The sequence below is a fragment of the Micromonospora sp. NPDC003944 genome (genome assembly GCF_053605225.1).
Genome location: NZ_JBSGIV010000032.1, coordinates 27,761 through 49,546, shown reverse-complemented (window position 1 = coordinate 49,546; position 21,786 = coordinate 27,761). Strand labels below are relative to the sequence as shown.

The 21,786-nt window shown below is 69.8% G+C and carries 20 protein-coding genes; 9 read left to right on the top strand and 11 right to left on the bottom strand.

Going from position 1 to position 21,786, the window contains the following annotated elements; genetic code table 11:
• Positions 1 to 164 precede the first annotated feature (164 nt).
• Positions 165 to 1,619 carry a glycoside hydrolase family 3 N-terminal domain-containing protein gene (locus ACWER9_RS17640; protein ID WP_452302829.1) on the top strand — a complete coding sequence of 485 codons (1,455 nt, stop codon included), beginning with the start codon at positions 165 to 167 and terminating at the stop codon, positions 1,617 to 1,619.
• A gap of 239 nt (positions 1,620 to 1,858) precedes the next feature.
• On the opposite strand, the gene ACWER9_RS17635 is transcribed toward ACWER9_RS17640, so the two are convergent.
• Positions 1,859 to 2,521 (bottom strand): GNAT family N-acetyltransferase, encoded by a 663-nt coding sequence (locus tag ACWER9_RS17635; protein WP_452302828.1) that lies wholly within the window; start codon positions 2,519 to 2,521, stop codon positions 1,859 to 1,861.
• 170 nt (positions 2,522 to 2,691) lie between these two features.
• On the opposite strand from ACWER9_RS17635, the gene ACWER9_RS17630 reads away from it, so the two are divergent.
• Entirely contained in the window at positions 2,692 to 2,886 is a 195-nt protein-coding gene (locus ACWER9_RS17630; RefSeq protein ID WP_452302827.1) for a DNA repair protein, read from the top strand.
• Positions 2,887 to 3,213: 327 nt separating this feature from the next.
• Positions 3,214 to 3,732 carry a hypothetical protein gene (locus tag ACWER9_RS17625; protein ID WP_452302826.1) on the top strand — a complete coding sequence of 173 codons (519 nt, stop codon included), beginning with the start codon at positions 3,214 to 3,216 and terminating at the stop codon, positions 3,730 to 3,732.
• Positions 3,733 to 3,741: 9 nt separating this feature from the next.
• On the opposite strand, the gene ACWER9_RS17620 is transcribed toward ACWER9_RS17625, so the two are convergent.
• Positions 3,742 to 4,467, bottom strand: coding sequence for a Clp protease N-terminal domain-containing protein (locus ACWER9_RS17620; protein WP_452302825.1), 726 nt, complete (start codon positions 4,465 to 4,467; stop codon positions 3,742 to 3,744).
• Positions 4,468 to 4,527: 60 nt separating this feature from the next.
• The gene (locus ACWER9_RS17615) at positions 4,528 to 5,535 is read right to left on the bottom strand and encodes a glycosyltransferase (RefSeq protein ID WP_452302824.1); all 1,008 of its coding nucleotides are present in this window, start codon (positions 5,533 to 5,535) and stop codon (positions 4,528 to 4,530) included.
• Positions 5,536 to 5,647: 112 nt separating this feature from the next.
• On the opposite strand from ACWER9_RS17615, the gene ACWER9_RS17610 reads away from it, so the two are divergent.
• The gene (locus tag ACWER9_RS17610; RefSeq protein ID WP_452302860.1) at positions 5,648 to 6,463 is read left to right on the top strand and encodes a DUF72 domain-containing protein; all 816 of its coding nucleotides are present in this window, start codon (positions 5,648 to 5,650) and stop codon (positions 6,461 to 6,463) included.
• Positions 6,464 to 6,471: 8 nt separating this feature from the next.
• On the opposite strand, the gene ACWER9_RS17605 is transcribed toward ACWER9_RS17610, so the two are convergent.
• On the bottom strand, positions 6,472 to 8,301 hold the full coding sequence (locus ACWER9_RS17605; protein WP_452302859.1) for a glycoside hydrolase family 15 protein: 1,830 nt from the start codon (positions 8,299 to 8,301) through the stop codon (positions 6,472 to 6,474).
• Positions 8,302 to 8,440: 139 nt separating this feature from the next.
• Entirely contained in the window at positions 8,441 to 8,767 is a 327-nt protein-coding gene (locus ACWER9_RS17600) for a hypothetical protein (protein WP_452302823.1), read from the bottom strand.
• Between the two features lie 195 nt (positions 8,768 to 8,962).
• Between ACWER9_RS17600 and ACWER9_RS17595 the strand changes: the two genes are divergently transcribed.
• Positions 8,963 to 9,388 (top strand): VOC family protein, encoded by a 426-nt coding sequence (locus tag ACWER9_RS17595; RefSeq protein WP_452302822.1) that lies wholly within the window; start codon positions 8,963 to 8,965, stop codon positions 9,386 to 9,388.
• Between the two features lie 8 nt (positions 9,389 to 9,396).
• On the opposite strand, the gene ACWER9_RS17590 is transcribed toward ACWER9_RS17595, so the two are convergent.
• Both ACWER9_RS17590 and ACWER9_RS17585 read right to left on the bottom strand, forming a co-directional pair.
• Positions 9,397 to 10,599, bottom strand: a complete 1,203-nt coding sequence (locus ACWER9_RS17590; protein ID WP_452302821.1) for an FUSC family protein — start codon at positions 10,597 to 10,599, stop codon at positions 9,397 to 9,399.
• Positions 10,600 to 10,664: 65 nt separating this feature from the next.
• Entirely contained in the window at positions 10,665 to 10,961 is a 297-nt protein-coding gene (locus ACWER9_RS17585; protein ID WP_452302820.1) for a DUF6582 domain-containing protein, read from the bottom strand.
• A 96-nt stretch (positions 10,962 to 11,057) separates the two neighbouring features.
• Between ACWER9_RS17585 and ACWER9_RS17580 the strand changes: the two genes are divergently transcribed.
• The 4 genes from ACWER9_RS17580 to ACWER9_RS17565 all read left to right on the top strand — a co-directional run bounded on the left by ACWER9_RS17580 (position 11,058) and on the right by ACWER9_RS17565 (position 14,096).
• A complete protein-coding gene (locus ACWER9_RS17580; RefSeq protein ID WP_452302819.1) occupies positions 11,058 to 11,357 on the top strand; it encodes an amphi-Trp domain-containing protein in 300 nt (99 codons plus the stop codon).
• 144 nt (positions 11,358 to 11,501) lie between these two features.
• Entirely contained in the window at positions 11,502 to 12,407 is a 906-nt protein-coding gene (locus ACWER9_RS17575; RefSeq protein WP_452302818.1) for an ion transporter, read from the top strand.
• A gap of 67 nt (positions 12,408 to 12,474) precedes the next feature.
• Positions 12,475 to 12,696: a hypothetical protein gene (locus ACWER9_RS17570; RefSeq protein WP_145785213.1), complete on the top strand. Its 222-nt coding sequence runs from the start codon at positions 12,475 to 12,477 to the stop codon at positions 12,694 to 12,696.
• A 188-nt stretch (positions 12,697 to 12,884) separates the two neighbouring features.
• Complete coding sequence (locus ACWER9_RS17565) at positions 12,885 to 14,096, top strand: DUF1996 domain-containing protein (protein WP_452302817.1); 1,212 nt, start codon at positions 12,885 to 12,887, stop codon at positions 14,094 to 14,096.
• 44 nt (positions 14,097 to 14,140) lie between these two features.
• On the opposite strand, the gene ACWER9_RS17560 is transcribed toward ACWER9_RS17565, so the two are convergent.
• From ACWER9_RS17560 to ACWER9_RS17545, 4 genes are all read right to left on the bottom strand, one after another.
• Positions 14,141 to 16,810 (bottom strand): RICIN domain-containing protein, encoded by a 2,670-nt coding sequence (locus tag ACWER9_RS17560; RefSeq protein ID WP_452302816.1) that lies wholly within the window; start codon positions 16,808 to 16,810, stop codon positions 14,141 to 14,143.
• A 361-nt stretch (positions 16,811 to 17,171) separates the two neighbouring features.
• Entirely contained in the window at positions 17,172 to 20,156 is a 2,985-nt protein-coding gene (locus ACWER9_RS17555; RefSeq protein WP_452302815.1) for a glycoside hydrolase family 3 C-terminal domain-containing protein, read from the bottom strand.
• 194 nt (positions 20,157 to 20,350) lie between these two features.
• A complete protein-coding gene (locus ACWER9_RS17550; RefSeq protein ID WP_452302814.1) occupies positions 20,351 to 20,701 on the bottom strand; it encodes a DoxX family protein in 351 nt (116 codons plus the stop codon).
• Positions 20,702 to 20,776: 75 nt separating this feature from the next.
• Positions 20,777 to 21,715, bottom strand: a complete 939-nt coding sequence (locus ACWER9_RS17545; RefSeq protein WP_452302813.1) for an oxidoreductase — start codon at positions 21,713 to 21,715, stop codon at positions 20,777 to 20,779.
• Positions 21,716 to 21,786 lie beyond the last annotated feature (71 nt).

The following is a 21,786-nucleotide window of genomic DNA, read 5'->3' as shown; positions in this document are numbered from 1 at the left end:
GTCCTCTAGTTTTAGTAAACTTTGCTAACTGTAAACCGACCTGCGAACGGGTAGCCGTAGCGTAACGGTCACCCGACGGTGGGACGCTCGGCCGAGTCGGCAGGGCCAAGACCACCGACCGGTACGACGTTTCGTACCCGTGGGGCACCGAAGGGGGAGATCACGTGGGTTTGGATCCAGGACTGCGCCGGCTGGCGTTGGGCACACTGCTGGCCGCGTACCCGGGCCCGGTCCCGCCGGACTGGGCTGTCGACCTGCTCGCCGACGGGTTGGCCGGGCACACCCTGTTCGGCACCAACGTGTACGACCCCGCACAGGTGGCGGCGAGCACCGCCGCGCTGCGCGCCGGCCGGCCGGACGCGCTGATCGCCATCGACGAGGAGGGTGGCGACGTGACCCGGCTGGCGCACGCCACCGGCAGCCCGTACCCCGGAAACGCCGCCCTCGGTGCGATCGGCGACGTGGCTCTCACCCGACGGGTCTACCAGTCGATCGGCGCCGAGCTGGCCGCGCTCGGCATCACCGTCAACCTCGCCCCCACCGTCGACGTGAACACCGCCGACGACAACCCGGTGATCGGCACCCGGTCCTTCGGCGCGGACCCGGTGCGGGTGGCCGCCCACTCGGCCGCCGCCGTGGCCGGGTTGCAGGCCGCAGGCGTGGCCGCCTGCGCCAAGCACTTCCCCGGGCACGGCGCCACCGTCACCGACTCCCACCACGAACTCCCCACCGTGGACGCTCCGCTGGGCCTGCTCCGCCAACGGGACCTACCGCCGTTCGCGGCCGTCGTCGCCGCCGGGGCGCGCGCCGTGATGACCGCGCACATCCGGGTGCCGGCGCTCACCGGCGCCGACCCGGCCACCTTCAGCCGGGCCGTCCTGGTCGACCTGCTGCGCACCGAGTACGGCTTCACCGGCACCGTCATCACCGACGCGCTGGAGATGAAGGGTGCCGCGGTGGCCGCCGGCGGCGTCGGCCCGGCCGCGGTCCGGGCCCTGAGCGCGGGCGCCGACCTGCTCTGCATCGGCGCGAAGGTGGACGCCGAGCTTGTCGAGCGGGTGGCCGTCGAGATCGTCGACGCGCTCGCCGACGGCCGGCTCCCGACGGCACGGGTGGAGGAGGCGGCCGGCCGCGCCGCCGACCTCGCCGCCTGGACCCGGGCCGCCGGCTCGTCGCCGGCCACCGGAGACACCGAGCTGGGGTACGCGGCAGCGCGCCGCGCGGTCCGAGTGGACGGCCTGCTCACCGGCCTGGACCAGCCACTCGTGGTGCAGCTGCACACCGAGTCGACGATCGCCGAGGGTCGGGTGCCGTGGGGCCTCGGTCCCCACCTGCACGGCGTGTCGGAGATCCGGGTGATCGCCACCGAGACCAACCCGGCAACGCTGCGCGGGTTGGCCGGTGACCGTCCCATCGTGCTGGTCGGGCGACACCTGCACCGGCTGCCCGGCGGCCCGGAGTTGATCGCCGACCTGGCGGCCCAGCACCCGGTGACAGTTGTGGAGATGGGCTGGCCGGCGCAGTGGCGGCCGGCGGGCGTCCGCGCCTTCGTCACCACCTACGGTGCGAGCCACGCCAACGGTCGCGCGGCGGCCGAGGCGCTCGGCCTGGCCGGCTGACCGCACGCAACGTCACCGGGCAGGTCGGCACGCCGATCAGACTCTGCCGCAGGTCAAGTCCACTTTTCGACACTCCGAATCGACAGCTTGAACCTTGCTCAGACCCTGTTCGATACGTAGCGTGATCGACACGTAGCGGCTCGCCCACAGCGGGGCCGCTACCACCGGAACCGGGGCCTGGGGGGAGGTTGCGGACCGTGGATCCGGCCCGGGATCCACGGTCCGCGCCCATCGCTCGCTCAGCGCGGATAGACCCCGTACGCGCGCCAGCCCCGGTCCGGGAAACCTGCCGCTTCGGCGACCCGGGCCGAGGCGTGATTGTCCCGCTCGTGCAGGTAGGTGGGGACCGCCCCCTCGTCGAGCACCCGCCGCGCCGCCTGGGCCACGAGTCGACGGGCGAGGCCGCGCCCCTCGGCCGCCGACACGGCGCCGACGGCCAACTCGTGCCCGTACGCGTCGTGCCGTTTGATCGCGGCACCGGCCAGGTAGCCCCCGTCGGGGTCACGGACCACAAGCACCTGCCGGTCGAAGAGGCGCAGCCACGGCGGCAGCCCGGGGGCGGTCGGCTCGGTCCACTCCCCCACGTCGGGCAGCGGCGCGGGTGCAAGGCTCCACCGGAAGGGGCCGTCGTGCACGCAGAACTCAGGCCGACCGACGGCCTCCGGCAGCGCGGCCAGCAGCCGAGCCGGCGTACGACCAACCAACGCGCGGACCGCCGCCACGTGGTCCGGCGCAACGGAGAGCACGGTGCTCTGCCCGGTGTCCACGGCGAGCGCGGGGCGTAGCCGGCCATCCCAGGCCGGTTCGGCCCGCCGCTGGGAGGCGACCACGTGCAACCCCGGCCCGGCCGGCCACTGGCCGAGCCAGGTGGCCAGGTGCAGGTGAAGGCGCCGGTCGAGCATGCGCACCTCCCCCGTCACCCGAACAGTCGTGGATCACCGTACGCCGGACGGCGGGGCCGGGCGCACCATACGTCCGGGCCGGGCAAGACAGGGGTACGGGAACCATCTGCATAAATCGACCGTCATATGTATTTCCATACCTGGACACCTTTGTTTGGGACGGTGAACGCATGCCGATTCAGCCGAACGACAGCTACCAGCAGGACCCCGAGCGACTCTGGCAGGCGGCGGAGGCCGTCGGGGGCAATCCGCCCCAGCCGCGCTACCGGAACCCGCGGACGGTCGGCAGCGGAGCCCTGTCCTGGGCCGGGCTGAACATGCTCCCCGTCGGCAGCTCCAGTCGACACCGCCTGAACACCCACTGACGCACCACGGCCGGCACCGCAGGCTCGCGAGATCGTTGCCGCGTTCGATCAGGTGGAGATGGACTTCTCCGGGTCCGCCGACGCCTGGCGCTATGGCGGCGGTCGCGACCTGGGCTCGCTCGCCGAGCAGGCACGCGATGCCGAGGCAGCCTGATGGCGCATCACCGCTGCCACCGGCCAGCCCACCGAGTGGGTGGCACCAAAGGGCAGCCTCTGACGGTCGCCCCGGGCGACACACCGGAGGAGGTCCAGCGGCGGCTTTCGCACACCTGTCGGGTAATTTCTTGTGGTCCGCCATCCCGGCCTACGACAGGAGAAGCTCCGCGCATGGGCAAGAAGACGATCCACGTCTCCGACTTCACCGGCACGGTTCTGCAGCAGGACGACGAGGTGGTCCGCGTCGTCGTGCTGGAGCACCCGGACCTGGTCGCCGGGCCCGTGCAGTTGGACGCCACTCCCGGCGAGGTGGAGAGCATCGACGATGCCGCGCTGGACGTGGCGGTGGTCGAGATCCACGACCGGCACGGCAACGGTGAGCCCCGCCGGGTGGTGTTGACCGCAAGTGAGTTCGACGCGATGGCCACCGACGTGCCGATGGCGCAGCTGTTGAAGACGGCCGAGCGGGTTCGCCCACCCAAGGCCCGCAAGAGCGCCGAGAAGATCGACTACGGCACGTTGGAGCACGCCGGCAAGCCACACCGGGGCCGGGTCACCGAGGAGGAGGCCCGCCTGGTGCGCGAGCAGCTCGACGAGGTCAACAAGCGCCTGGCCGACGCGGGCGTACGCCAGATCGACCCGACCGATCCGGAGCACGCCCTGCGCTACGGCTTCCCCGAGGCGTCCTGACCTCGGTTCCTACTTCTGCGCGATGACGGCGAGGATGGCGGCGAGGTCGGCCTCGACCGCCGCCTTCTCCAGGCCGAGGTCGGTGAGCACGCCAGCCCCGTCCTCGTGCTCCAGCAGGGCGAGCAGGATGTGCTCGGTGCCGATGTAGTTGTGCCCGAGGCGCAGCGCCTCCCGGAAGGTCAGCTCCAACGCCTTCTTGCCCCGCGCGTCGTACGGGATGAGGTCCGGGACCTGCTCCGCCCGCGGTGGCAGGACGGCGCCAACCGCCTCCCGTACGACCTCGGGCGTGGCGCCCCGATTAGCCATCACCCGGGCCGCCAGCCCCTCCGGCTCGGCCAGCAGGCCCAGCACCAGGTGCTCGGGGCCGATCTCGGCGTTGCCGCTGGCGCGGGCCTCCTCCTGCGAGGCCATCACGACGTTGCGGGCGCGCGGGGTGAACCGGCCGAAGCCGGCGTTCGGGTCGAGCGCCCCGGCGTCTGTCGCCTTCGGCACGAAGCGCTTCTGGGCGGCCTGCTTGGTGACGCCCATGCTGCGGCCGATGTCGGTCCAGGAGGCACCCGAGCGCCGGGCCTGGTCGACGAAGTGCCCGATCAGGTGGTCGGCGACCTCGCCGAGGTGGTCGGCGACAAGCACCGCGTCGGTGAGCTGGTCGAGTGCGTCGGTGTGCAGCTTCTTGATCGACTGAATGAGGTCGTCGAGCTTCAGCGCGTTGCTCAGCTGGCTGGGTTCCGTCATGCGTCAACTATAGGTTGACGGCAGCTCTTCGTCAACCCTGGGTTGACGCCTGTGCTGTCATCAGACCCCTGGTCCCGCGTACTCCGGCAGGAGCTTGGCGACGGCCTCCGGCGAGGGCATGGCGGCGATCTCCTCGGCGACCGCGCGGGCCGCGTCGCGCTGCTCGGCGCTGCGGTGCTGCGGCAGCAACCGGTGGGCCTGCTCGGCGATGGCCCCCGCGTCCGTCTCTCCAGGGAGGAGCCGAAGACCGACCCCGGCCGCGCTGAGGGCCTCCGCGTTTGCGAACTGGTCCGCGCCCTGCGGAAGCAACAACTGGGGTACGCCCGCCGCGAGCGCGCCGAGGGTGGTGCCGCTGCCTCCGTGGTGGACCACCACGTCGACGAGCGGCAGCAACTCCGCCTGCGACACCCACGGATGCACGCTGACCTGGTCGGGGATCTCTCCCAGCTGTTCCAGGGGCACCCGGCCCGCCGCGACCACCACCTGCGCGTCAAGCGTCGCCAGACCGGCGATGGCGGTGCGGAGCAGCTCCGGCGTGCCGAACGCCGTACCGAGGGTCAGGTAGACCAGCGGCCGGCCCACCCGAACGGGCAGCGGGGCCGGGGTGGAGAACGCGACAGGTCGCAGCTCGATGCGACGTTCGGTGGCGAGGAAGTCCCCGTCCTGCAACGAGGGCGGCCAGATGTCCAGGTGCGGCCGACCGACGACCTCGGCGTTCCTGGTGGGGAGTTCCAGGCCGATGCCCTCGGGGAACATCCGGCCGAACCCGTGCCACAGGCCCGGTATCCCGGCCCGGTGAGCCGCCACCGCCGCCCCCGGCAGCCCCCACTCGTGCACCACGAGGTCCGGCCGCAGCCGCGCCAGTTCCGGTTCGAGATCCTCGGCGTACACCTCGTAGAAGGCGTCGCCGGGACGGAACGGCCGCAAGCCGTTCGCGGCGAGCGGCGCGTGCACCTCCGTACCGGCGGCGAAGTGGACCTCGTGCCCGGCGTCCCGGGCGGCGACCGCGAGCGGGATCAGCGGATAGGTGTGACCGACTGACGCAAGACTTGCGAACAGCACACGCATGACCGCGAACCCTACCGGCCGCACCGTCGGCCCGGTCGGGTCCGACGGCCCGGATACGGTGGGTCCGGTCAAGTCGGGAGGGCGGGTCATGCGTCTGCACGTGGGGTGCGCGATGTGGAGCCACAGGTCGTGGCCGGGCCACCGGCTGCCGCCCACCGAGCGCCTGGCGCACTACGCCAGCTGGTGTGACGCCGTGGAGGGCAACACGACGTTCTACGCGACCCCGACCCGGGAAACGGTGGCCTCGTGGGCCGCGCAGACGGATCCCGAGTTCCGGTTCGTCCTCAAGCTCCCCAAGGTCATCACGCACGAACGCCGACTCACCGACGTCGACGAACCACTGCGCACCTTCCTGGACGCCATCGAGCCGCTCGGCCCACGCGCCCACGCCCTCTGGATCCAGCTACCCGGCTCGTTCGCGCCCGCCGACGTCCCGGTTCTGAAGCGTTTCCTGGAGCGGCTTCCACAGTCCCACCGCTACGCGGTGGAGGTGCGCCATCAGGCGTTCTTCACCGAGGACCGAGCAGCCCGACTGCTCGGGGAGACCCTCGCCGCCGCCCGCGCCGAGTGGGTCCCCTTCGACACGACAGCCTTCTTCACCAGCCCGCCCACGAGCGACGCGGAGCGGGACGCCTGGACCAAGAAGCCGCGCGTGCCGCTGCGGTCCGTCGCGCTGACCGACCGGCCGATCGTCCGCTACCTCGGTCGCGACGACTCGACGCGCACGGTCGAGGGGTGGCAGCGGTGGGTCGACGTGACAGCCACTTGGCTGCGCGAGGGGCGCTCGCCGACGATGTTCATCCACACTCCGGACAACGCCGACGCGCCGGCGCTCGCCCGCCGGTTCCACGACGAGGTACGGGCCCGCGTGCCCGAACTGGACCCGCTGCCCGAGCCGATCCCGGTCGAGCCGCTGACGTTGTTCTGACCGGCTCGTCAGCCCTGCCGGTCCAGCAGTTCGTCGAGATGGGTCGCCGTGCTGATCAACGAGAGGTGGCTGAACGCCTGCGGGAAGTTGCCGATCTGCGCACCTGTCGGCGCGATCTCCTCGGAGTAGAGGCCGAGCGGGTTACTGAAGGTGAGCATCTTCTCGAAGGTCAACCGCGCGTCGTCGATCCGGCCGGCCTGGGCGAGGGCCTGCACGTACCAGAAGGTGCACATGCTGAAAGTGCCCTCGGTGCCGGCCAGGCCGTCCGGCGAGGCGTTCGGGTCGTAGCGGTAGACGAGGCTGTCGGAGACCAACTCGGCGTCTATCGCCCGCAGCGTCGACTCCCACATCGGATCCATCGGCGAGATGAAGCCGAGCCCGGGCATGGCAAGCAGTGAGGCGTCCAGGATGTCGGTGCGGTAGTGCTGCACGAAGGCTTGCCGCCCCGAGTGGAAGCCACGCGTCATGACCTGCTCGTAGATGGTGTTGCGTTCGGTCGCCCAACGGGTGGTGTCACCCGGGCGCCCACGCCGCTGCGCGAGGCGGATGGCGCGGTCCAGCGCCACCCAGGCCATCATCCGTCCGTAGGTGAAGTCCTGCCGCCCGGACCGGGTCTCCCAGATGCCGTCCTCGGGCTGGTCCCAGTGCTCGCAGAGCCAGTCCATCAACTCCGCCGTCTTGCGCCACCCCTCGTACGGCGCGACCAGGCCGTTCCGGTCGGCGAGTTCCAGGGAATTGAGCGCCTCGCCGTGGATGTCGAGTTGCAGCTGACCCGACGCGGCGTTGCCGATGCGCACCGGCGCCGACCCGCGGTAGCCCTCCAGATGGCTGAGCACCTCCTCGGGCAGGTCCGGTGAGCCGTCGATCCGGTACATGATCTGTAGGGGCAGATCAGGGTCCCGGGCGTCCCGGATGCGCGCGTCGAGCCAGAGCAGATACTTCTGGGCCTCGTCGGTGAAGCCGAGCTTCAGCAGCGCGTGCACCGAGAAGGACGCGTCCCGGATCCAGGTGTAGCGGTAGTCCCAGTTCCGCTGCCCGCCGATCTGCTCAGGTAGCCCCGCGGTGGGGGCGGCGACCAGGGCGCCGGTCGGCGCGTACGTCATCAGTTTCAGGGTCATCGCCGACCGCTCGACCGCCTCCCTCCAACGGCCCCGATAGCGGGAACGATCCACCCACCGCCGCCAGAAGTCGCGGGTCTCGGCGAGCAGTTCGCACGCCTCCTCGGTGCTGAGCGCGCGGGGCGCGTGCGGACAGGCCGTCTCCAGGACCACTCCGCCGACGTCGCCGGCGTGCAGCCTGAACCGGGCCGATACGCCCTGCGCGTCGCGGTTGATGGCCCCCGCGTCGATCAGCCCTTTCGCGTCCTTGAAGAGGGTGAGGGCGAAGCTCAGTGTCTGGCTGCGGAAGACGTCGCCCTCGGGGTGCACCTCAAGCTCGAACGGGTCGCGGCCGTAGTTGAACCGGGGCTGACAGTCGAAGCGGAACGGCATGCTTCCCCGGATCATGCGGACCAACCGGATCAACCGGTGCCGGTCGGTGGCTTCTTCGCCGGTGACGGGCATGAAGTCCAACAGCTCACCGACACCGTCGGCGCTGTGGAAGCGGGTGATCAGGATTGGTGTACCGGGCAGGTAGAGCTGCTTGCTCGTGTAGTCGACGCCGTCGGGCGAGAGTTGGAAGTGGCCCCCGTTGCGGCGGTCCAGCAGCGCGCCGAAGACGCTCGGCGAGTCGAAACGGGGTGCGCAGAACCAGTCCACGGTCCCGTCTGTGCTGATCAACGCGGCGGTTTGCAGATCACCGATCAGACCGTGGTTCTCGACTGCCGGGTAACTCTCCATGCTGTCCCCCGCCATCCGTGCCGGCATGACGGCGACTACCCGGCGCCCGACGAAAGATGCGGCTCGCCGAGGGGCTGCCCCCGGCCCGGGACGGGGCGTGTCGACGGTGTCGGCCCCGTCCCGGAACGCGCTCGGTGGCTCAGATCGCGCGGAAGCTCGTGTACTGCCCGGCCGGATAGGTCCGCAGCGTGCCGACGCCTGTCGCCTGCCCGGTGCAGTCCGCGGTCCGGTAGAAGGTGACGTCCTGGAAGCCGCTCCAACCGACGTGGCTGTCGGCGGTCGAGGGCAGCGGCGCGCAGGCGCCGGTCGGTGCCGGGACGTTCAGGACGGCGGTGGTGAAGGTCCCGCTGTAGAAGGTCAGACCGGACTCCTGCGCCGAGGCGGGCGAGGCCAGGACGCCGAGCCCGGCGGTCATGATCGCGGACATGGTCAACACCGCTGCGGTCCGGACTGCTCGTACTCGCATGCGCACTCTCCTATGCATCGATGGATTCCCCACCATCCTCACCACGCTTAGTTGACAACGCAACAATTTAGTTGAACTATTCAGCAACTTCACAGCGGGAGCACGACATCATCGAACCCGCGCGGAATCGCGGAAGCGTAGCTTCCGCAATCGCCGATAGCGTCAGCACCGACGACATCGACGAGAGGACACCCGATGAGCCTGCGCGGATTTGCCACACTCAACATCTGGGCGGACGACGTGGCCGCGGCCACGGCCTGGTACGCGGACTTCCTCGGCATCGAGGCGTACTTCATGCGCCCCGGCCCCGACGGACGCCCGGCCTACACCGAGTTCCGCATCGGGGACTACCAGGCCGAGCTGGGCATCATCGACCGCAGGTACGCGCCGGCCGGCGCGGCTGTCGGGCCCGGCGGCGTGGTCATGCACTGGTGCGTCGACGACCTGGACGCGACAGTCGAACGACTGTTGGCGATGGGTGCCACGGAGTACCAGCCGATCACTGCGCACGGGGGCGAGGGCTTCATCACCGCGGCGGTCGTCGACCCGTTCGGCAACGTGCTGGGCGTCATGAAGAACCCGCACTACCTCGACGTCCTCGCCTCGCTCACGTCGGCCTGACGTGGACGTCACCGGATGGCCGGCCGCCGCACCAACTCCGCCGCCCGGTCGGCGTCGAGCCCGCTGGCGATGAGCAGGTCGTGGGCGGCCGTCCGGAACTCGCCCGCAGCGATCATGCCGGAGTAGCCCAATCGGTGGGTGTGTGGGCGGGTGGGGTCCGAGGCGGCATCCCCCTGCGCCCGCCCGATCAGTTCGACGGCGGCCAGGATCTGCTGGCGCGCCTCCCCCGGGTCGTCCCGCGTGCGGATCGCGCATCGCAGGGTCTGCACACTCGAGGCGAACAGGTCGATCGCCGCCGGAAACTCCGCCGGCACCGGCTCATCGTCCCGCAGCGCCTTGGTGAGCCGTCTCGCGATCGACCGACAGCTGTGCAGGCTGCGCTCCATGTGCCGGACGGCCTCGGTGTAGAAAGCCAGGGATGGGCGTTCACGCCAGCGCAGCGGCGCCAGTCGGACCACCTCCTGGGCAGCGTCGAGCCCTTCGTCGAGCGCGGTCAGCCGGGGGCTGAGGTCACGCAGCGCCCCCAGACTCCGCTGGGCCTCGCCGAGGTCGCGACGGCCGAGCGCCGCCGCCAGGTCGTGCAGGGCGGCGATGGCCGGGTCGAGGACAGGTTCGGCCAGCCGCTGCACCGTCCGCTGCGGGTGGATGGGCACCACGAGCAGACCGACCGCCAGCCCGATCAACCCGCCGACCGCGGCGTCGACGAAACGGGGTACGGACAGGTCCCGCACGGGTGGTTCCAGGGTGGCGATGAGCACCGCGGTGCCACCAGCCTGGGTGAGCAGTGAACCGCCGCCCTTGAGCAGCACGGCGACGATGATGGCCAGCACGACGACCGCGCCGGTCTGCCAGGCCCCGATGCCGAACAGCGGCATGAGCGTGTCACCCACGGCGAGCCCGAGGACGACCCCGACCAGCAACTCGACGGTGCGCCGCAGGCGTGAGCCCATCGAGGCGGCCACGATGCCGACCGCGGTGGTGGGCGCCAGCACCGGGGCGGGGTTGTCCAGGAACTGGTACCCCACGAACCAGGCGAGCGCCGCCGCGATGCCGGCCTGCACGGCGAGCAGCCCGTAGAGGCGGAGACGCCAGACGCGGGACCTGACCCCGTACCGCACCCGCCCGCGGAGGACGGCCCAGGCCCGATCGACCCGGGACTGCCCGTACGGGTCCGGGTCGGAGGCGGCTGCCGACTCCTGCGTGGCGGGCATCCGCGCCGTTTACCCAGCTCAGGCCGACCTATCCGGCGAGCGGGCCGAAACGTGTACGTGTCAGGTCAGTGGGCGGGATTCGGGGTGTGCGGGAGTTTGCCGAGCTGACGCCAGTTCGTCTCCGCGACGTCGACACCGTAGTGCTTGGCGGCGGCGAGAATGTTCTGGAACGCCAGGTCACGCTCCTTGTCGGTGACGCCCTGCACCTGGTCGAACCGGGCGACGGCGTTACGGACATGGCCCGCGTCGGTCATCGGCTCCTTGCGCTTGTCGGGGAACGCGAAAACGCTCTCCGGCAGCTCGCGCTTGTCCTTGTCCGACAGGCCGCCGTGCTTCTCGTGGGGTTTCCAGGTTGATGTCATCTCCCACGCGTACCCACCCGAACAAGATCCATACCATGCGGCCGACGCACGCGCGACCCAAGCCCTTCCCCGGTGAGTCCCTTGTGGAGTGCGAGCATGGCCGGCATGGATATCTACGAGGACGCCCGTACGGTGTCGCGCTCGGACCTGGCCGCCTGGTTGCGTCAGCTGGCGAACCAGCTGGAGTCCGATGGGCGGCTCTTCTACGGCGCGGCGGGTTCCGTGTCCGTGGCGGACACCGTCCGGTGCGAGTTGGAGATCGAGCAGGAGAGCGAGACGGAGGTGTCCGTCGAGATCGAGTTCTCGTGGACCGTGCCGGCGTCCGTGCCGGCCGTGGACGAGGTCGAGGAGTCTCCGAGCGCAGACCAGCAGGCCGAGGCCACGCCGGAGGCGTGACCTCGGGTCGACGACGTGTCGCACGGCGGCCATCGATGCTGGTGGCCGCCACCGTCGTCACCCCGCTGTACGAACGGTCCGGAGCGGCCCCGGAGACGCGGTGACCTGCTCCGCAACGAGATCCCGAACGGGTCGAGAGGAACGATGACGAGCGCAACACCCGGTTGGACGCACCGGCTGGCCGACGCCTGCCAGGAGTTGACGACCGCCCCGTGGTTCAGTCTGGCCAGCTTCCTCGTCATCGTCCTCAACGCGGTGGCGCTGGGCCTGGAGACGTACGGCCGAACGATCGCGCTGGCCGGAGCCCCGCTCCAGACCATCGAGTACGGGTGTCTGGCGTACTTCGTGGCCGAACTCCTGACCCGGTTCGGGGCGCACCTGCGACGGCCAGGGGAGTTCTTCCGCGATCCGTGGAACGTCTTCGACCTGCTCATCATCGTGGCGCCACTGGCGCCCGGCGTACGCGAGAACGTCACGATGTTGAGGCTGTTGCGCCTCGCCCGCATCGTCCGCGCGTTCCGCCTCTTCCCCAGCCTGCGGGTGATCCTCGTCGGGATCCGGCGCAGCCTTCCCGGGCTCGGCAGCTTCCTGCTGGTCACGGTCCTCGTGCTGTACGGGTACGCGATGCTCGGCTGGATGTTGTTCGGCGTGGCGATTCCCGAGCGGTACGGCACGGTGGGGCAGGCGATGCTCACGCTGTTCCTGCTGTTGTCGCTTGACGGCATCACCGACACCCTCCAGGTCGGCCGGGAGGTCACCGAGTGGGCGGTGTTGTACTACGTCTCGTACATGGTCGCCGCCTGTTATCTGCTGACGAACCTCCTGGTGGGGGTGGTCCTGAACGCCCTGGACGAGGCCCACCAGGAGGAGCGCGCGGCGGCGGCGCGGGTTGCCCGGCCGGAGGCCGGCAACGACGTCGGCGAGCCGACCGTGCACGAGCAGTTGGCACAGCTACGCACGATCATCGCCGACCTGGAGCACCGACTGCCGAGGGCCGAGGACGCGGCTCAGACGACACGACAGTCCCCTGTGGACGGTGTCCGCGCGTGATGATCTAATTCATCCGCTAGATCCACTTCCGGGTGGGATGTCCCACCTGCTGCTCGTAGGAGATCGCATGAGCGTCACCGCCGACTTCAGCAAGCTCGTCGTCAAGGCCTACCAGGACAAGACCCTCGCCGAGCTGGTCGACTCCCCCGTGAGCGCCCTCACCGGCGTCAGCGCGGGGGACGCCAAGCTGCTCAAGGAGGCGTTCAACATCACCACCGTGGGCGACCTCGGTCGCAGCCCGTACTTCCGCACCGCACAGGCGCTGGTCGCCCTGAGCGCCGCCAAGTAACAACGCCGGCAGCGCCGGCTGGGGGCATCGATCGTCAGACCTGACGGTCGGTGCCCCACTGCATTTCCGGCAGGCAACCTTCTTTAAGGAAGCTTTAGGAAGCTGTCGGTGGAGATCGGGAAACGCCTACCATACGGCGGCCGTGGCCGTCCGGGTCAGCGCCGTCGTCTGCTCGATGGGAGTGACCCGTGTCGTACGCCTCGTTGCCCGAACCGGACGCGAGCCAACCGCCGTCCCGTCACCGGCAGCCGAGTTGGTTCGTTCGCAACCGGCTGGGCTTGGCCGCTGGCGCGGCGGTCGCGCTCGTCGTCGCGGCGGCCGGCGTGTACCTCGGCAACGGTGACGTGACGCCCGAACCCTCGAACGCGGCCAACGCTCAGGAGTACCAGTCGCCGTCGGCCGGGCAGACCGGGTCACCGAGCGCGGTGGGGTCGACCTCCGCGACACCTGCTGTCTCGATGACCCCGTCGGCGTCCACGACACCGTCGACCTCGGCCACGCCGAAGGTCCCCACCACCGGCTGGATTCCTGTCGACCGGGCCGCCTGGAAGGCGCAGGCCGACGCGTACCGGGCGTTGAAGGCCGACCCCGTCCCGTCCGGGGTGGGCAACCTCCCGGAGTTCCGGGCGGACTGCCAGTACAGCCACCGGCTGCCGGACGACCCGATCGTGGCCCCCGGCCTACCCGGCGCATCCCACATGCACTCGTTCGTCGGCAACAAGGCCGTCGACGCGAACACCGTCGCCGGAGACCTGACGAAGTTCACGGCCACCTCCTGCAAGCCGGTCCAGGACCACTCCGCCTACTGGGTGCCCACGCTCTACGACAACGCGACCGGAAAGCCGGTCGAGACCAGCGGGTTCCGGGTCTACTACCGCTCGCTCGCGAAGAACTCGACAGGCCAGATGCCGATGCCCAACGGCCTGCGCATGATCTCCGGCGACGCCAAGAAGAAGAAGCCGACGCCCCGTGGCGCGACAGGCCAGTTCTACTGCGCCTTCTACGGCCCCGGCGACCTCGACGGCATCGCCCGCAGCACCAACGGCAACTGGCCCATCTGCGGTGGCGACGCGACGCTTCACTTCATGATGCAGTTCCCCGACTGCTGGGACGGCAAGCACCTGGACAGCCCGAACCACAAGGACCATGTGGCGTACGGCAGCGGCAACGCCTGCCCGAGCAGTCACCCGGTCCGGGTCCCGGCGATCACCTTCGACATCCAGTACCCGGCGAAGGGCACCCCGGCGGGCTACTACCTCTCCTCCGACAAGGAGGGCAAGAGCGCCTCGTCGATGCACGGCGACGCGTTCGTCATGTGGGACGTCACGACCATGAACAAGCGCACCAAGAACTGCGTTCAGGGGCGCCGGACCTGCGACAACTACGGCTACCAGAAGTAGCCGGGGCCAGGCCCGTGTCGGCCTGGCCCCGGGGTCTGGTCGGGTCAGCTACGCAGCGTCCACTGCTGGTTCGTGCCGCCGTTGCAGGACCAGAGGATCATCTTCGTGCCGTTCGCGGTGGCGGCGCCGTTGGCGTCGAGGCAGAGCCCGGACTGGGCGTTCGTCACGGTGCCGTTGGCGTTGACGTTCCACTGCTGGTTCGTGCCGCCGTGGCAGTCCCAGATGATGACCTGGGTGCCGTTGGCCGTGCCGTTCCCGGAGGCGTCCAGGCACTTGTTGCCGTAGACGGTCAACTGCCTGCTGCTGGTGTGGGTCCACCGCTGGTTGGTGCCGGTGGAGCAGTCCCAGAGTTGCGTCTGCGTGCCGTTGGTGGTGGAGGAGTTGGGCACCTCGACACAGCGGCCGGACTGGGCACCCACGAGCTGCCCCTGCCCCGTACCACTGCCGCCGCCCTGCTGCTGCCGGACGATCGCTGTCGACTCGGCCGACCTGTTGCCCTGGGCGTCGACGACGTAGAGGCGGTACTCGCCCTGGGCCGTCGGCACGGCGATGGAGGTGGCGGTGCCGCCCGCCCTGGTCATCGTCGCTCCCGCGGTGAAGGTGGTCGTGCCGTACGGCGCCAACCAGACCGACCTGGTGGCGTCGCCGGTGCTCCGGATCGGGATCGACGCCGTGGTGCTGGCGACGAACGTGCTGGCCGGCAGCACGTAGTTCGGTGCCGAGTAGGTGCTCGACGGGACGATGTCCCGGTACGCGTCCTCAAGGCCGGAGTTCGCCGCGATGCTGTAGGCCGCCGCCGGCCAGACATAGTCGGACGAGACGAGGATGTCGGCGACGGTGCTGTTCGGCAGGTTCTTGTTCGAGACCTTGTTGATCGGGCCGTAGATCTGCGTGATGCTCAGGTCGTGCTTGCGCCCGAAGTCGTCGGAATTGATCATCCAGGTGACGTTCTTGTCGATGCTCAGGACGTTGTCCCGGAACGTGATGAACGCCGAGCCCTCGTCCGGGTGTAACCCGTACTTGTGGCCCGACGGGACGCCCTGGAGGTAGTTGTTGGTGATGGTGGTCCCGGGCTGGCTACCAAGCGTGTAGATGGGCGCCGTGTCGCTGAGGCGCTGCACCGTGTCGATGATGTGGTTGTAACTGATCGTGTTGTTGCGCGCCGTCGTGGTGGGTCGGTTCGGCTGGATCGAGCCCGACGACCCGTCGAAGTTCCACCATCCCCACCCCATGGTGATGCCGGACCACGGGGCCTTCTCGATCCGGTTGCGCTGGATGGTGAGGGTGTCGGCGAAGTAGGCCGAGATGGGGCTGTGCCCGTTGAACAGAACCGCGCTGTCGTAGAGGTAGTTGTTCTTGATGTCGATGTTCTTCGGCAACCCCTCGACCGACGCGGAGTACTTCTCCCGGTTGCTCGACGTGCCGTCGCCGATGTAGACGTGCTGCGGGTGGCCGACGGTGATGGCGGACCCGGCGATGTCGTTTGTGGCGTTTCCGATCAACTGGGTGCCCTGCACGTCGTTGACCATGCTGATGCCGTCGGCGCCGGTGTGCTCGATGCGGTTGCGTTGCAGCAGGAGGCCGTCGGCGTTCTGGATCTGGATGATGCCGGGGGTGACATCCACGTTGCGGTAGTAGTAGACGTGGAAGTTGCCCTTCGCGTACACCTGCGCACCGAGGTTGCCCTGCTGCGCCTGCTTGAAGGACGAGCCGGCGACGTTGAACAGGTTCCAGTCCGAGTGCCGCACGGTCAGTCCGGAGAACGTGATGTTGCGGGCGTGGCTGGTCGTCGAGGTGCCGGCGACCCGCAGCACGGTGGTGACGTTGTTCGGGGCGTAGACCGTCGCGGTCGACATGTTCTCGGCGCTGGCCTTGTAGTAGTAGACCGTCTTGGTGCCCTTGTCGAAGTAGAACTCACCGGGCGCGTCCAGGAACTCGTACGCGTTCATGAGTTTGTGGGTGCCGCCGACCTGGGCGTTACCGTTGAACGCGCCCTGGGCGATGGCCGCACCCGGCTGCTGGAACAGGGCGACCCGGCTGCCGCTGTCGGTGGTCACCTGCCGGACACCGACGATGGCGGTGGTCCAGGTCGTGCCCGTCTCGATCTCGATGTCGTCCTGGTTGCGCGCGATGGCGGGGAAGTCGTTCTGGTTGTACTTCGCGCCGTCACACTGCGACCCCGACTCCCAGGCCCAGGCGGCCTGGTTGGCAGTGATGTTGTACGTCCCGAAGCACCCGCCCGAGCTGACCGTCTTCGTCGCCATGACGGCGCGCTTGTCGTTGACGTAGAGCGCCCGCAGCTTGTTGGCGCGGTCGAGTGGCGCCTTCCAGATGTTGCCGCTGTGCTGGGTCCACCCGGTCACCTGGACGCCACCGTCGAGGACCGGCTTCTCGTTGGCGTAGGCCCCGTAGGTGACCCGGTATCCGTTGGTGCCGGAGTCGCTGGACCCGAATTCGATGGTGCTGGTCACCGGATAGGTGCCGCCCCGCAGGAGGACGTTGACGTCGCCGGTCAGGTTTCCGCTTATCGTTCGCACGACGTCGCGCGCACGTTGGATCGTCTTGAACGGCGACTGCAGCGTCCCCGGGTTGGCGTCGTCACCGTTCGGGGCGACGTAGTAGGTCGCCTGGACCGCGGCCGAGGCCGGCAGTGGGCTCGTCAGCACGGCTGGCAGCGTGGCAGCGACAAGCGCCGCCACCGCCAGCCATGACATCCGAGCCGTGGATAGGGCTGACTTCACGTCTGTTCCTCTCACTGGTCGTCGATGTGGTGCCCAACGTGCGTATCGAGCGACGAGTACGGAACAGCGACGCCACTGAGGGCCGGCGGGGTCTTCCGTCGCCCCGACCGCACTCTTTGTTAACCGCCCCGAAATTTCTACTGGGAGCGTAGGTCACACGTCTGACCAATGCAACAGTCAATCGGAGGGCGTCTATGTAGAATTGTGTCCCTATCGGACGGATCAGCCATATCGACCGCACAGCCCGCTTACGTCGTCCGACGAATCCACGGCTGAGCACCGGCCAGTGCTGGCCCGAGGCCGGGTCGACGATCGACCCGGCCCCAGGCTCCGGTCACCCGACGGAGAACTCCGCCAGCCGCAGCGGGGAATCGAACACCAGGTACACGTCGCGGGTACCGACGGCCCTGGCCAACTCGGTGCTGGTGGTGACATAGCGGTAGTCGTCCCCGGTGCTGGGCACGGTGGCCGTGCCGAGCAGCCGGCCGGTGGGCGAGCCCAGCCGGATCTGGATTGTGCCGGCACCCGCGCCGGCCCGCGCGACCTTCGCGGTGAAGGTGCGGGCGTCGGCGCGCAGCGCGGAACCGTCGAACGAGATCCACTGACCGGCGGCGGTGGCACCGACCGCCGTACCGCTGGGCTTCGTCTCGTCGACCAGCCGGACCCCCGCGTACCTGTCGAAGTTCTCCGCCCTGGTGGGCCGGGACAGGTCCCGGGCCGGGATCGTCTCACCGCGGACCCGGACCGCGGCGCGGGCCCGGATGTCCTGGACGGACGCCCCGACCAGCAGGTCGTGGACGGCCGACTCGACCACCCACCGGCTGCGGGTGACGTCCCAGTGCGCCAGGTCGGCGGCGGGCAGCCGCAGGGTCACCGCACGGGTCTGCCCGGGTGCGAGTTTCACCTGTTGGAACGCCTTGAGCTGGCGGATCGGAGTGGTGTCCCGTGAGGTGCGCTGGTGGGTGTAGAGCTGCACGACCTCCGTCCCGACCCGACTGCCGACGTTCGTCACGTCGACAGTTGCCGTGATGGTGCCGTCCGCCGCCACCGACTGGGCATCGGCACGCAGTTGGCCGTACCGGAAGCGGGTGTACGACAGTCCGTGGCCGAACGGGTAGAGCGGCTTCGCGGTGCTGTACAGGTAGGTCTGCCTCGACGAGATGATGTCGTATTCCAGCAGGTCCGGCGGCAGTTGCGAGTCGGAGCGGTACCAGGTCTGGGTGAGCCGGCCGGACGGGTTGCGGTCGCCGAAGAGGACGTCGGCGATGGCGTGGCCAGTCTCGGCGCCCGCATGGGTGGTCCAGACGATCGCCGGCACGTGCTCCTGCGCCCAGCTCGTCGTGACCGGGTAGCTGGTCTGGAGCACGAGCACTGTCCGCGGGTTGGCCCTGGCCACGGCCTTGACCAGCGCCTCCTGGCCGGCGCTCAGTGCCGTGGAGGTCCGGTCGTGTGCCTCGCGGCCGTTGATGAACGGGTTGCTGCCGACCACGAGCACGGCGGTGTCGGCGGCCTTGGCCGCCTTCACGGCCCGGTCGATCCCGCTGCTGATCAGCTCCCGACTGAAGTGGGTCGCCTCGGCAGCCGTCGGTGCGCCGAGCGCGAGGGCGCCGTCCTCGCCGACCGTGACGTAGCGGTTGGCCCCGAACCAGCTCTCCTTGGTCTCGTAGCCGACGTAGCGCAATGCCACGGTGCCGTCGGCCTGCGGCTCCAGCTTGAACTGCTGCTGCACGTACCAACCGTTGGGCTGCTCGTCGCGGGTGACGAACGGCCCCCAGTTGTAGCCCAGGTAGCGGCCGTTGGCGGCGTTGCGCAACGTCACCACGTCCTGGCCCCAGTCGACGACGTCGAACTGGGCGACGAGCGCCGGGACGGCGCCGGTCCCGAGGACCGGGTCGGCGTCGGTGGTGCCGGTGGCCGAGACGTACCGGCCCGTCGACACGTCCTTCAGCGCGATCCGGTCCGCCCCGTCGAGCCCGCGCACACTCGCCGAGCCGCCCAACCGTTCCCGGATGCCGCCGAGCGCGGTCACCCGATAGGGGAGGTCGCCGCCGTACCAGTCCGAGTAGAGCGTGTCGGCCAACGGGCCGAGCACCGCCACCTTGCCGGTCCGGGCCGGGTCCAGCGGTAGCGACTGCCGCTCGTTCTTCAGCAGCACCATCGCCTCGCCGGCGGCCCGCCGGGCCAGCCGCTGGTGTTCGGGGCTGTTGATGACGTCCGGGGTGATGCCGCCGTACCGGCCGCCGCCCGGGTCGAACTCGCCCAGCCGGAACCGGATGTGCAGGATCTCGCGGATCCGGGCGTCGATGTCGGCCTCGGTCAGCAGACCGGTGGCGAGCGCCTGCCTGATCGCGGTGATGGTCGGCTGCGCGTTCGTGTCGTCGGTGATGAAGCTGCTCAGGCCGGCCTTGATGATCGCCGCGTTGCCCTCGGCCTGGGTGGCGTAGTACTTCTGGGTGTTGACGAGGTTGTTCGGCGCCCAGGCGTCGGTGACGTTCATCAGCGGCCTGTCGGTCCAGTCCCGGAACACCGTCATCGGGTCCGGGTCGACTGTCGCCGGCCGACCGTTGACCAGGTTGTACGACGCCATCACCCCGGTCGCCGCACCGGCGGCGATGGCCGGCCTGAAGGCGGCGCGGTCGTACTCGTTGAGCACCCGAGGCGGCACGTTCGAGGAGGTCACGTCGCGCCGGACCTCGTTGTTGTAGGCCAGGTAGTGCTTGAGGGTCGGTGCGCTCTTCAGGTGGTTCGGGTCGCCGCCGGTCATTCCCGAGCCGTACGCGGTGGAGATCGCCGCGGTGAGCATCGGGTCTTCGGAGTAGCCCTCCTCGTTGCGGCCCCACCGGGGATCGCGCAGCAGGTTGACCACCGGCGCCCAGAGGTTGAGCCCCCAGACCCGGGGGTTCTGCGCGTGGTAGCCGCGCGCCTCGTCACCGACGGCCGAACCGACCTGTCGGATCAGGTCGGGGTTCCAGGTGCTCGCCATGCCCACCGGTTGCGGGAAGACCGTGCCGCGAGCCTTGACCACCGCGCCGTTGTTGTCGATGTCGGTGGACCAGGCCACCCCGTGCAGTGCCTCGGTGCCGGTCTTGAACAGGCCGATGCCCAGCCGCGGGATGGCCGGCTGGTACTGGTGCAACCAGGAGATCTTCTCGTCCTGGGTGAGGCGGCCGAGCAGGTCGTCGACCCGGGCGTCCACGGGCAGGTGCGGATCTCTGAACGGGTAGGTGGGTTCGGCCAGCGCGGTGCCGGGAACGGCCGGTAGGGCTAGCAGGGCAAGCGCGAGCGCGGTGATTCCGCGCCGGAGGCGCCACTTCCGCATGCGGTTCTCCTCATGTCGTACGACAGACGCCCAGCGGGCGCCGAGACCGGCGTGACCAGGCTCGACACCCGGCTGACGGGCCTGAACGACGAATCGTCGAAGCGCTTCGACGACCCGGCCGCGTCACCACGGCCATGATTGCGGTGATCCGCGCAACTATAGATGGGCGCCTATGGCTCGGCAATACCGGGCACTCAGCGGTGATAGGCCAGGTTCACGGTCAGCGTGGCCACCACGGTGACGAAGAAGACGGCCCATCCCACCAGCTGCCGGGAGCCGACGCGCAGGTGCGCGACGAGCGCGCCGATGAAGTACAGCACGAGGCCGCCGGCGGCGAGGGTGCCCAGCAGCGGTACGGCGAAACCGGCGAGCAGCCCCACCGAACCGGCCGCCAGCGCGAGGCCCAACCACGGCAGCCACGACCGTGGCACGCGCTTCATGTCCGCCTGGGCCTTCGGGTAGGCGTGGCCGATCAGGTAGGTGACGGCGGCGATGCCCGTGAAGACCGAGGCGAGAGTGGTGACGGTGACATAAGCAGCGAACATGAATCCTCCATTGTGGTCTGTCGCTACCTGGACGATCCAGCCTGCTGAAGTGTGACCGCCGCAGGGTGCTCCACCTCAGCTCGCTTGTCGCAGCGCGCCGAACCGTACGCCGGTGGCGTGCTCGGACAGCTCCCACAGACGGCGGCCGTGCTCCGGGTCGGTCGCGGCAACGGAGAGTCTTCCCGGCGCGGGGTGGCCACGCAGCTCGCCCGGCCCGCCGGGGGCGACGAGTTGACCCGGCTGCGCCCCCGGGTCGGTGGCGGCGAACAGCTGCGGCCAGACGCCCCGGTCGACCGGCTGGGCGAGGAGGGGGTTGCCGATCCGGCCCAGCAGGAGCCGCCAGACCGGCGTGGTGCCGCTGAACTGCAGGTTCGTCGCGGTGTAGCCGGGGTGCGCGAGGAAGCTGCGCAGCGGGCTGGCCGCGGCGCTGAGCCGTCGGTGCAGCTCGTAGCCGAAGATGGCGTTGGCCAGCTTGGACGTGTTGTAGAAGCCCATCGGCGAGTAGCCCCGCTCGCCGGTCGGGTCGGCGAAGCGCACCGTCGCCTGCCGGTGGTTGACCGAGGTGACGGTGACCACCCGCGGATCCCGACCGGCCAACAGCAGGTCGAGCAGGAGCCCGGTGAGGGCGAAGTGCCCGAGGTGGTTCGTGGCGAACTGCATCTCGTGCCCCTGCGGGCTGAGGGTGAACGGCAGGGCCATCACCCCCGCGTTGTTGACCAGCACGTCGACCCGACGATGGTCCGCGTGCATCCCGTCGGCGAACGTCCGTACCGAGTCGAGGTCGGCGAGGTCGATCCGGCGGACTTCCAGGTCGACGCCGGGCCGGGCCACGGCGATGTCGGCCGCCACCCGACGGCCCCGCTCCTCGTCGCGGACGGCAAGGACGACGCGCGCACCTCGGACGGCGAGCGCCCGGGTGGTGGCCAGGCCGAGGCCCGCCGTGGCACCGGTGACGACGAAGGTGCGGCCGCGTAGATCGGGGATCCGGTCGGTGGACCAGCCATTGACAGTCATGCGGCCCACTGTGCTATCGGTGGCACTGAGTGTCAAGTACTGCGTGCAATGCCAGTATGGGCATGACGTGG